This is a genomic window from Bifidobacterium sp. LCP19S3_E9 (assembly GCF_052121135.1).
In the GTDB taxonomy this organism is placed as follows: domain Bacteria; phylum Actinomycetota; class Actinomycetes; order Actinomycetales; family Bifidobacteriaceae; genus Bifidobacterium; species Bifidobacterium thermacidophilum.
Genome location: NZ_JBQKEV010000002.1, coordinates 1 through 11,965 on the forward strand (window position 1 = coordinate 1; position 11,965 = coordinate 11,965).

Annotated in this window: 7 protein-coding genes and 2 tRNA genes; 5 read left to right on the plus strand and 4 right to left on the minus strand. The window is 58.1% G+C overall.

Translation table 11 applies throughout. The features are described 5' to 3' along the window. Positions 1-233: 233 nt before the first annotated feature. Positions 234-307: transfer RNA gene (locus ACTQYB_RS00995), tRNA-Leu, on the minus strand. A 286-nt stretch (positions 308-593) separates the two neighbouring features. Between ACTQYB_RS00995 and ACTQYB_RS01000 the strand changes: the two genes are divergently transcribed. The 5 genes from ACTQYB_RS01000 to glgX all read left to right on the plus strand — a co-directional run bounded on the left by ACTQYB_RS01000 (position 594) and on the right by glgX (position 8,501). Next, positions 594-1,394, plus strand: coding sequence for an ANTAR domain-containing response regulator (locus tag ACTQYB_RS01000; protein ID WP_033505449.1), 801 nt, complete (start codon positions 594-596; stop codon positions 1,392-1,394). Further along, the gene (gene polA / locus ACTQYB_RS01005; RefSeq protein ID WP_441481923.1) at positions 1,384-4,449 is read left to right on the plus strand and encodes a DNA polymerase I; all 3,066 of its coding nucleotides are present in this window, start codon (positions 1,384-1,386) and stop codon (positions 4,447-4,449) included. Before ACTQYB_RS01000 ends, polA begins: the two co-directional genes overlap by 11 nt. A gap of 122 nt (positions 4,450-4,571) precedes the next feature. Next, positions 4,572-5,459, plus strand: a complete 888-nt coding sequence (locus tag ACTQYB_RS01010) for a Nif3-like dinuclear metal center hexameric protein (protein ID WP_441481924.1) — start codon at positions 4,572-4,574, stop codon at positions 5,457-5,459. A gap of 90 nt (positions 5,460-5,549) precedes the next feature. Beyond that, positions 5,550-6,248 carry an NUDIX hydrolase gene (locus ACTQYB_RS01015; protein ID WP_152570324.1) on the plus strand — a complete coding sequence of 233 codons (699 nt, stop codon included), beginning with the start codon at positions 5,550-5,552 and terminating at the stop codon, positions 6,246-6,248. A gap of 111 nt (positions 6,249-6,359) precedes the next feature. After that, a complete protein-coding gene (gene glgX, locus ACTQYB_RS01020) occupies positions 6,360-8,501 on the plus strand; it encodes a glycogen debranching protein GlgX (protein ID WP_441481925.1) in 2,142 nt (713 codons plus the stop codon). Positions 8,502-8,676: 175 nt separating this feature from the next. Here glgX and ACTQYB_RS01025 read toward each other — a convergent pair whose 3' ends face one another. From ACTQYB_RS01025 to ACTQYB_RS01035, 3 genes are all read right to left on the minus strand, one after another. Then, positions 8,677-10,017, minus strand: a complete 1,341-nt coding sequence (locus ACTQYB_RS01025) for an ABC transporter permease (RefSeq protein WP_412170262.1) — start codon at positions 10,015-10,017, stop codon at positions 8,677-8,679. Positions 10,018-10,359: 342 nt separating this feature from the next. After that, positions 10,360-11,625: a hypothetical protein gene (locus ACTQYB_RS01030; RefSeq protein ID WP_441481926.1), complete on the minus strand. Its 1,266-nt coding sequence runs from the start codon at positions 11,623-11,625 to the stop codon at positions 10,360-10,362. 104 nt (positions 11,626-11,729) lie between these two features. Continuing rightward, positions 11,730-11,806, minus strand: a tRNA-Pro gene (locus ACTQYB_RS01035). Positions 11,807-11,965 lie beyond the last annotated feature (159 nt).

Consider the following 11,965-nt stretch of genomic DNA (forward strand, 5'->3'; position numbering starts at 1 on the left):
GGCGAACAACCACGACGATCCGACGAACGAACCTGGATTCTACATCCGCAAAGGACACGTCCACTAACCAAAAATGGAAGTCTAAAACACCACGTTTAGTTCCTATAGCCCCAAACTGGTGACGCTGGGCGGGTGATTTGCGTAGACAGTTGGTATGGGATGGCGGTCCCGGCATGAAAAATGAGGAGACGGCCAAAAACGAAAAACCCGCCGATGGTGGCGGGTTGTTGAGGTGCCCCCGGTGGGACTCGAACCCACACTGTGCAGATTTTGAGGCTGCTTCCTCTACCAATTGGGATACAGGGGCGTGCTCCGTATTGAAGCAACAAAATAACAGTGTATCACATATCTGCGAGTGACACGAACATTTCAGCAATCGGACGATTTCATGCTTGATATTTGCCATACATCGCTTGGCACGCCCGAATTCGGCGTCGGAACCTTTGTCTTGACCTTGTCTGCTGGTATTATCGCTAATAGAATGACGGCAGATCGTGCCTGGGTGTGGGTCCGCACAGAAGGGCATGGATCGGTCTCGGTGTCGGTGCGGCGCGTGCCAGCGTGCCTGCCGGATGATTAGGAAAGAGGCAGGGATGACTGCGAAGAACGAGACGGGACAGGCACAGCCGGATACCCCGGTGCTGACGGAGGATGAACTCAAGGCAGTTGCCGCCGGCGAGCCGGTCGTGCCGCAGGATAAGCAGGACGGTGACGCTCGCGGGGACGAGCATCGCAAGCGCACCGTTGTGGTCGCTGAGGACGAATCCGTCAACCGTATGGATTTGGTCGCCATTCTCGAAGACAACGGTTATGAGGTCGTCGGTGAAGCCGCAAACGGTGAGGAAGCGGTCGAGCTGACACGCAAGTATCGTCCGGATGTCGTTTGCATGGACGTCAAAATGCCTCGCATGGACGGTATCACCGCCGCGGGTGTCATCTGCGACGAGAATATCGCCCCTGTGGTCATGCTCACCGCGTTCTCGCAGCCTGATCTGGTGAAGCAGGCGACCGGCGCAGGCGCTATGGCGTATGTGACCAAGCCGTATGAGGAATCCAAGCTGCTGCCGGCGTTGGAAGTCGCTATGGGGCGGTTCCAGGAAATCAACGATTTGCTTGACAACGTGGAACGCAGCGAAAACGAGCTCAATGAAACCCGTGAACAGTTGCGCGACGCCGAAGAAAAGCTGAAGAAGGCGCAGGAATCTTTGGAAGAGCGCAAGCTCGTCGACCGCGCTAAGGGTCTGCTCATGGACAAGGCGGACTTCTCCGAGCAAGGGGCGTTCCGCTGGATCCAAAAGACATCCATGGATCAGCGCATTCCGAAGAAGCGTCTCGCCATGGCGATTATCGCGAAGTATGGCGATCAGAAGCCGGATGCCGACGATGAGCGATAACTCCCAAGCTCAAAACGCTCAACAAGGTGCCGCGGAGAAGGATTTCCGCGGCACCTTGCTTGTCGTGGACGGACACTCGCTCGCGTTCCGCGCGTATTTCGCCCTTCCCGTCGAGAACTTCTCTACCGCGAGCGGTCAGGCGACGAACGCGGTCTGGGGCTTCGCCAAGATGCTCGCGCAGGTCATCGAGACCGAGCACCCCGATAAACTCGCCGTCGCGTTCGATGTCAAAGGCGGTACGTTCCGCAATGATCTGCTGCCGCAATACAAAGGCACGCGCGAAGCGGCACCGGAGGATTTGCTATCCCAGCTGCCGCTCATCCAGGAGATGCTCGCCGCGCTCGGCGTCACCTACATCGAAAAGCCCGGGTTTGAAGGCGATGACATCATCGGCACTCTGGCGACCATGGGTGAACGCGAACGGTACCGCACTCTCGTGCTCTCCGGCGACCGCGATGCATTCCAGCTCGTGGACGATGCGATTACTGTCCTGTACCCGGGCCACCATTTCAAAGACCTCAAGCATATGACCCCGCAGGCGGTGGAGGAGAAGTACCACGTCACTCCGCAGCAGTACCCCGATTTGGCGGCACTGCGCGGCGAGACCGCTGACAATATCCCCGGCGTGCCCGGCGTGGGTGACGGTTATGCGGCCAAATGGATCGGCCAATACGGCTCGCTCCAAGGCATCATCGAACACGCTGACGAAATCGGCGGTAAAAAAGGCCAGGCCCTGCGCGACAATCTTGATCAGGTCAAACTCAACCGCAAAGTCAACGCGTTGGTGCGCGACCTTGATCTCGGCGTCGACATGGATGACTTTGATTTCGGGCCGATGAATCGCGAACAGCTGTCAGCCTTGTTCTCGAAGCTTGAATTCGGCGTTCGCACACGCAATCTGGTCGTCAAGGCGTTCAGCGGCGGCAACAGCGCGTCGGCAGCGTTGCATGACTCCTCCAAGACCGCCTCTGCTGACACCGACGAGCGTCCCGGCGAATCAGTCAGTCTCGTCAAGGATTGTCCGGCAAGCCGGATACGGGACTGGGCGCAGCGGTATCAGGCGCAACACGCCGCCAACACCGACGCAACAACCCTCGCCGAAAGCGAACAATCGAAGACAGTAGCGGTCGCCCCGGCCCAATCCGCGGCCAAGCCAGCGCCAGCCACTGCCGGTACGCCCGCTTCTCCGGAAGCTTCTTCCTCTTCCGACTCGCCTGACAGTGACACCTCCGAATCAACGGAGCGCCGGAGCGAACCGGAAAAGACCGCAACATCAAGCATCGTCATCGACCATCACGCCGTGAGCGCCCCGAAAGTCGCCCAAGGCTGGGTGCTGTACGCTGACGGTGATCCGAAACCTGGCGCTCCACACTGCACGGGTGTGGCCTTGCTGGCAGGTGACGAGGCGTTGGCATTCACCCCGCCGCTTGAACTGGATGTGGCTGCCGCAATCCAGACTTTCATCGACGCCAACCACGACACGATGATCGTCCACGGGTACAAAGAGCATCTGCACCTTCTGGAAAGCATCGGCATTCATCTGCGTCGGCCTGCATTTGACACCAAACTCGCCTGCTATCTGGTGCTTCCCGACTATCATCCCGACTCCCTTGAGCAGGCTGCGGTCCGGTTCGCGGACATCCACCTTGACCAGCCGGAACGTCCGGCTCAAGGCCAGCTTGACCTTGACGGCCTGGATGATTCAGGTGCGGTCGCATCACAGGATGATGCGACGATCACCGCGAAACTGGCTACCATCAGGGAGCTTGCAGTGCGGTTGTCCGCAACGTTGGACGAGCGCGAGCAATACGGGCTGTTGCGTTCGCTCGAATTGCCGGTTTCCGAGGTGCTTCACAGGATGGAGGACGCGGGGGCGTGCGTCGATCAGACGCGTCTGGTGGCCATGCGCGACCAGTTTGCCGCCGATGCCGCACAAGCTCAGGAAATCGCATGGCGTGCAGCCGGCAGCGAAGTGAACCTGCAAAGCCCCAAGCAGTTGAGTAGCATACTGTTCGACAAGCTCGGCCTGCGGCCGCTGCGCAAGACCAAATCCGGCCAGTACAAGACGGATGCGGCGACATTGACCGCCTTGTACGCACAATCGGCAAATGGCAATGAGCAGGCGAACGATTTCCTGGGAGCGTTGCTGCGTCACCGGGAAACCAATAAGCTCAAGCAGATTGTCCAGACCTTGATTGATGCGACCAACCCCCATGACAGCCGTATCCACACGACTTTCGAGCAGACGGTCGCGGCCACGGGACGCTTGAGTTCGGTCGATCCGAATCTGCAGAACATCCCCAACCGCAATGCGATGGGGCGGGAGATCCGTTCAGCGTTCGTTCCCGGGCCGGGATTCTCGTCATTGCTCAGCTGCGACTATTCGCAGGTCGAGTTGCGCATTATGGCTGATTTGTCAGGGGATGAGGCGCTGATTGAAGCGTTCCGTTCCGGGGCTGATTTCCATAAGTATGTGGCCAGCTTGGTGTATCAGGTTCCGGTCAGTGACATCACGCCGGACCAGCGCAGCCACGTCAAGGCGATGAGTTATGGCCTGGCATACGGTTTGAGCACGTATGGTCTCGCGCAGCAGCTGCATATCAGCCCTGCGGAGGCCGACGTGCTCAAAGAGAAGTATTTCGCCACCTTCGGCAAAGTCCATGACTATCTCGAGTCGTTGGTCAGCAACGCGCGGAAGGTCGGGTACACCGAGACCTTGTTCGGCCGACGCAGATACTTCCCGGGATTGTCCAGCTCCAATGCAAGGGCGAGAAATGCCGCCGAACGCGCCGCACTCAACGCGCCCATCCAGGGGTCGGCGGCGGACATCATGAAAATCGCGATGATCCGCGCCGATCAGGCCTTGAGGGATGCCGGCGTGGCCAGCAGAATCATCCTGCAAATTCACGACGAACTCGTGGTGGAAATCGCGCCTGGCGAGGAGGAGCAGGTCTCTGCACTGGTCAGCGACGCGATGGAACATGCCGTGACCCTGGCGGTGCCGCTTGACGTGTCGATTGGTATCGGCGCTGATTGGCAGCTTGCCGCCCATTAGCCCCCTGCATGGCGGACCCTCGTAAGAGGAGACATGAGGACCATGCCAACAGACATATCGAGTTGAACTGGTGCCGTCAACGGTGATTTTGCGTTAACGGCACCAGTGGAAAGCGAGGACGAATGCCGAATCTGCAAACCGTTGTGGACGCTTTGGAGACCTTGTATCCGCTGCGATACGCGGAATCGTGGGACGCGCCGGGACTGATTGTCGGCGATTTGGACGCTCCGGTCACCCGCATCGCCTTTGCGGCGGATCCGACGCATACGGTCATCGATCAGGCGCTCGCATGGCATGCCGACCTGCTGGTCACCCATCACCCACTGTTCTTCCGCGCGGTGCACGAGACCTCCGGATCTGGCGCACATGGTGCGATTGTCAGCGAACTGTACCGCCACGGTTGCGCGCTGTGGGTGGGACATACCAATGCCGACGCCGCATACCGTGGTGTGGGGCAGGCGGCCGCCGACGCATTCGGACTGCAAGACCAGCGGCCACTGGAGCCGATTGATGATCCGCAATCACCGCACGCGGTCGGTATCGGGCGTGTCGGCCGGTTACCCCAACCGATGCCATTGCGTGATTTCGCACGGATTGTAGCCCGCGAGCTGCCGCACACCGAATACGGTATCCAAGTCGCCGGCGAGCTTGACGCACCGGTGTCCACGGTCGCCGTACTGCCGGGTTCCGGCGATTCGATGTTCGACGTGGTCCGTGCCAGCGGGGCGGACGTGTACGTGACTAGCGATTTGCGCCACCATCCGGCTACGGATGCGCTTGAGCAGGCGCGCTGGGAGGCGTCGCTTCGCCGGCAGGGCCTGCATGCAGGCAGTGGGGACGGCCATATGCGCCCGGCGCTCATCAACACCCCGCATTCGGCGATTGAATCCCTGTGGTTCAGGTATGCGTTGGATGACGTCCCTGCGGCGGTTGAAACACGGTTCGGCGAGCGTCCCGAAGTCACGTGGATTGATACGCGCACTGACCCGTGGGATCTGGTGATTCGCTGAACCGTCCCGGCCAAGAGTCAGGCTCAGCATCAGGTTCATCAGACCATGCATACGATCCGCCCGTGGGTGGGCAGAGAGGAGAACACGGACATGACACAAGATTCAGCTCACAGCGGGCAGACCCGCAATACGCCGCTTCTGCATCATGGTGCTCAGAGCGAACTCGACGCGAGGCGTCTACTCGATCGTTCGTCGGATGGCGTCGATATGAACGGTTCCGTCCGCGAAATCAGCCGCAAGACGGTGTTCGAAGGCCCGATTTTCGCCATCGACGATATCGTTCTCGATCTGCCGACAACCGATGGCGGTACCGCGCGAATCCGCAGGCAGCTGATCCGACACGCCCCATGCGTGGTCATGCTGGTGCACGACGTGCCGGGTGACCGCTACCTCATCGAACGCGAATACCGAGTCGGTTCCAACCGTTTCGCCTACGGCTTGCCGGCAGGCCTGATGGACGCGGGCGAGAATCCCGAGCAGGCCGCTCTGCGTGAGCTGTCCGAGGAAACCGGCACCGTGCCTGACAACCTGCCCGCCGTCCGCTTCGACCATGTTGGGGCGTACTACTCGTCCGAAGGCATGACCGACGAGCTCGCCAATATCATGGTCATCCACCTTGACCGTTGGCATACCGAAGACCGGCATTTTGACGCCGACGAGCATGTCGAATCGGCGTGGGTCTCCTGGCAACAGCTGCTGGACACGCCCGTGACTGAATCCAACGCCATCATCGCCATCCAGCATGAGATGCTGCGCCGCACCAAGCATATGGGCGATACCGTCGCGTAAACCAATCGGACGGAACCGTTCGGGCGGCACCAATCAAAGGCGCGCCAACCGAGAAACACACGGCGGGCAAGCCTGCGAACATGAAGCGGCAAAACGTGAGATACTGGAATCATGCAAATCAGACCTGGTTCCATGTTTCCGCTCGGAGCAAGCTATGATGGCGCGGGCGTGAATTTCGCATTGTTCTCGCAGGTGGCAGACAAAGTCGAACTGTGCCTGTTCGATGAGAACGACCATGAGACACGCGTTGAGATGACCGAGAAGAACTCATACGTGTGGCACAACTATCTTCCCGGCATCCAGCCAGGGCAACGTTACGGGTATCGCGTCTACGGGCCGTATGATCCCGAGCACGGTTTGCGGTGCAACCCGCACAAGCTGCTCCTGGACCCGTATGCCAAGGCGATTGAAGGCAACATCGACGGTGATGAAAGCCTGTACTCGTACTGGTTCCGCAGCCCGGACGACACACATGACATGAACACGCTCGATTCGGCCGCCCACACGATGAAAGCTGCGGTTATCAACCCGTACTTCGATTGGGGCAATGACCAGCATCCGTTCATCCCGTACCACGATTCGGTGATCTACGAGGTGCATGTGCGCGGCATGACCAACCTCAACACGATGGTGCCACCGGATATCCGCGGCACCTACGCGGGGCTGGCGTACCCGGGCGTAATCGAATATCTCAAGAAGCTCGGCGTCACCGCCATCGAGCTCATGCCGATCCACCAGTTCGTCAACGACTCGTTCCTGCAGGAAAAAGGCCTGAGCAACTACTGGGGATACAACACCATCGGCTTCTTCGCGCCACAGAACTCATATTCGAGCTCAGGCGAGCGCGGCGAGCAGGTCAACGAGTTCAAGTCGATGGTCAAGGCATACCATCATGCCGGCATGGAAGTCATCCTCGACGTCGTCTATAACCATACGGCCGAAGGCAGCAACTACGGACCAACCTTGAGCTTCCGCGGCATCGACAACAAGGCCTACTACCGTCTCGTGGACAACGACCAACGCCACTACTTCGACACCACCGGCACCGGCAACTCGCTGCTCATGCGCTCGCCGTACGCGCTGCGACTGATCACCGACAGCCTGCGCTACTGGGTTACGGAAATGCATGTCGACGGGTTCCGTTTTGATCTCGCCGCGACTCTCGCACGCCAGTTCCAGGAAGTCGATAAGCTGTCGGCGTTCTTCGACATCGTCGAACAGGATCCGGTCATCTCGCGGGTCAAGCTGATCGCCGAACCGTGGGATTTGGGCTCGGGCGGTTATCAGGTCGGTGGCTTCCCGTCCAGCTGGTCGGAATGGAACGGCCGGTACCGCGATTGCGTTCGCGATTTCTGGCGTTCGCAGCCTTCGACCTTGCCAGAATTCGCCAGCCGATTGATGGGCAGTTCGGACCTCTATGAGCAGAACGGGCGCAGGCCGGTCGCGTCGGTGAATTTCATCACCGCGCATGACGGCTTCACCATGAACGATCTGGTCAGCTACAACAACAAGCACAATGAGGCGAACGGCGAAGGCAATCGCGATGGCGAAAACAACAACCGTTCCTGGAACTGCGGTGTCGAAGGCCCGACGAGCATACGTGACGTCAACGAACTGCGTGAACGGCAGATGCGCAACATGTTCGCCACCCTCTTGGTCAGCCAAGGCATCCCGATGATCTGCGGCGGTGACGAGGTCGCGCGCACTCAGCAGGGCAACAACAACGCGTATTGCCAAGACAACGAGATCTCGTGGACCAATTGGGATCTCAACGATTCCCAGAGGGATTTGCTGCGGTTCGTCAGCAAGATGATCCATCTGCGGCTTGACCATCCGGTGCTGCACCGCCGCCGCTTCTTCACGGGGCGTACGCCGGGCGATGACGAAAATACGATACCGCAGGTCGAATGGTTCGACCATCTCGGGCGGATCATGGATATGAATGATTGGCAGAACACGCATGCCTCGTCGATGATGGTGTATCTCAACGGCAAGGATATTCCCGAGAGCGACTGGTACGGCAACCAGATGGTCGACAACGATTTCATCCTGATTTTCAACGCCCACTACGAGCCGATCATGTTCACACTGCCTGACGAGAAATACGGGCAGAAGTGGCAGCTGGTCGTCGATACCTACAATCCCAAGGGACCGGAATTGAGCTATGAGGCCGGGTTCGACATCACCGCGCAATCGCGTAGTTTCCTGCTGCTCATGAGCGTGGATGATACAGACAAGGAGGAGCTGTTCTGAAGGAACCGCTCTGAACGCGTGGTTGTACAGGGATATCTGATGATTGTCCGGCGATCGGCAGTGATTGACTGGACCGTACAAACTGGTGACGCTAGGCCAGCCGCTAGCGTCGCCAGCTTGTACGGGCAGACTGGTCGGTACTGCCGACCGCCGAATGTCGTGCTGCTGTGCCCGATTACTGATCGGATGCGAGCCGCGACTCCAGCGACGAATCAACCGGTTTCGTCTCGATTGTCGAGCGATGCCGGGAAGGCAACCAGCGCAACCAATGGTGGCGACCGGATTTCGAATGATGGTCGTCGGTGGCGCCTGAACCGGCTGTCTTGGCAGCTTCCACATCGTCTTTGGATGCTCTCGTCACCGGCACGTTGACCGGAATTGGCACGGTCCGCATCGCATCAGCGTCGTTGCCGCTTGCGGCGACATCATACTGGGCGTGCAGAAGCTGGGCCTGGACACGGTCGGTTTCAATCGCCGCAATCTGCCTGGTGAACACCACGAACCATCCGAGGAAGAGCAGTCCGGCGAACGCCTCGACATTCGTCAGCGTATTCTCGCCTTCCAACCAGATGATGCCAGTATAAGCGCACACGACGATCGCGAGATCAGAGATTACATACACCGCTTTCGACAGCTGCGGCGCCAACCATGGCAGGGCGAGCATCAGAATGCCCATGACTCCGGGCAGACTACGTGCGAACACGTTGTGCAACACCGGATGCGGGGTGTAACGGAACATGCCGATGCCGAAGAACTCGATACCGGCGAGCGTGAGCAGAATTCCGAGAATGACGGTGCGCGGAATGAAATGGGGGATAGGGCCCGAACCCAGTTTTGTCTCGTCGCCATGCCAGCGCAGACGTTGCCGGTAATTCGCCACGAGCTCGGAGATGGCGAAGTAGCTGATGATGATGATGCAAATGCCGCCGAGCATGAGTGTGGAATTGAACATGCGTGCCGCGAACGTGGTGCGGTCGCCCAGCTGGGAGAAATTGTTGTTTGCCCAATACGGGTCGTCGCTGGTCGAGCCCGCGGTGCTGACGCCTGCGATGATGAAGAACGGCAGCAGGAACGCCAGTGTTTTCGCGTTCATGAGTTCTGCCTGCACGAAAGTCAGATAGCCGACGATTCCTGAGAATGCGGCGCAAATCGCAGGAAGGTACCCGGTCATCGTCTTGCCCATGAGCGAATTGATCATGTCGAGGAACATGAACGACGTGAGGAATATCGTCGATCCGTACACAACCGATAATGCGAGCACCTCAAACAGACGCCGGACGACGAGATACCAATGGTGTTTCTCTCGCAACGACCTGGAGAAATGCGTATACCCGATGATGAACGAAACGACGGCGCATCCCGCGGCGATACCTGAACATGCGGTGAATGTGCGCTGGGTCAGCTGCCAGATTGCGGGCGCGTAGGCGCGGAACATGGTCATCGCGAAGTACCCGATGACCGCACAGACGACACAGGAAATCAGCCCCGACGATTCAGCCCGCTGGTTACGTCCCACGTCGTTCTCCTCTCATTGCCTTGCAGCAGCCATTGTATCGCCAGCGATAGAGGGGCGGTGATGCGGGCTTTTCAGTCAAAGCCGCTACGATTGAACAGCAGGATGGAGGCGGTGTCGCATTTAGGCGTGTGCGTGGATTTCTGCGTCCATGTCAATGTGTGGCGAAAACAGGTGCGACGCAATCTTTGTCGACAACCATGGTGTCATCGAAGGAGTGCCAGGAACCATACTGGAAGTGGTCGGAATTGCCACCGCTGGTTGTGAGATTCAGCGTAAGCTTGCCGCCTACGAAGTCGTATATATTGCACACGATTGTTCCGTTGTTCTGTGGTTTGCACTTGCCTATGGACAGTGAGTCGCTGCTGAGCTTGCCTGGTGTGTACGTGACCGTCCACGCGGAATAGACTTGCGGATCGAGGTATTTCGAGATGAACGTGCACGTGTTGTCTGACAGGTCACGCGCATTGAGCTTGCTGACGCAGCTGCGCGTATGAACGTCCAACTGTCGCAACATCGAAGTCTTGGCTTAATCGGTGAAATGATAGTCAATGGAGAAGGAATATGACAAACTCGCATTGATGAGGCAACCCATGTGCCGTCGTCGGAACGTGTTTCACCGTAGCGATAACGGTCTGATTCGGTATCGTCAGTACTGGTGGCGTCGGAACCATCCGTATTGCCGGAACTGTCGGCGCTGCCGGCAGTGTTGTCACCATCGGTTCCGGATGTTTCAGGAACGCGCGTATTGGAGGAACCATACGGAATGAAGATATCTCGTTGGACAACGGTGAACAGTTTCGGATTGTCCGCAGGTAGAGGCGTGCTGACCGCATAGATGCCTGGGTATGCGGGAACATAGAAATCATCGTCGCCGATGTCAAGCATTAACTTGCTCTTGCAGTATTTCTTCGATGTAGGACATATCGAGTTCAGGTTGAAACCGGTATCGGACACTGGCACACCATTCACCGTGAATCGTTCGGGCCGTGGCGGTTTCATCACGTTGAGCAGGCTTTGATCAAACGCCCATGAGCCATTGGGCTTCATGTGCAGATGGAGCATGCTTGAACCACGATATTGTTCCCCTTGCGTATTGCCCAGAGTGTAGAACAGATGAACCGAGTATCGCAACGGTGAGAAAGATTCGTGCTTGAAATCGATGTCATACGATGTGATGCGATGATTGGCGTCCAGCACGCCGTGGGCGAACAGTACACGCGCGGATTGCGGCACATTTGGGTTGGCGAGTTGTGTAGCGTGTTCGAAATCGCCATTCGCAACGGCACGGACATACGAGGCAACCAGTTCACGCGGCGCCTTAATCCGAGGCAAGATAAGCGAAGCCGCGATAAGCGCCACGATGATGACGACAACTGCGGCGATACACGACGAGGGCTGCAATGCAGCAAACGGCGATGTCTTCTTGGAAAAGATATCGAGCTCCTGATCCGCGGATGTGTCGGCCGACGATTCTTCGAAGGGAAAAGCTGAATCATGGCACGATGATGAATCCCGGTGTCGGGGCCGTGTCGTCCTCGTCGTATGGAGCATCCAGGTGGGAGCGTCATCCGTGCATATCCTTGCCTTTCGTGAATCGGTATTCGTCATTGTGCTACGGTCACTTGCAACGTCATGCCACGGTGGCATGTCATGGTGAGTCTTGGAAAGGAAAAAGAAACCAAATCATTGGACCCCCAACGATTTGGCTTTTGTGGTCGGGCTGACAGGATTTGAACCTGCGACATCCTGCTCCCAAAGCAGGCGCGCTACCAAACTGCGCTACAGCCCGATGTGTCAAACGGCACAATCACCCATTATACCTAAAGCCAAGACGAGTACGACACGACACTGTTATTCCATCGCCATTTCGCCGGAGTTCCGCCATTATTGCATTGTCATTCCCGCCGCCCTCCGTTCTGTCTGCACTGGCTTGTCTCGCAGACTTTTC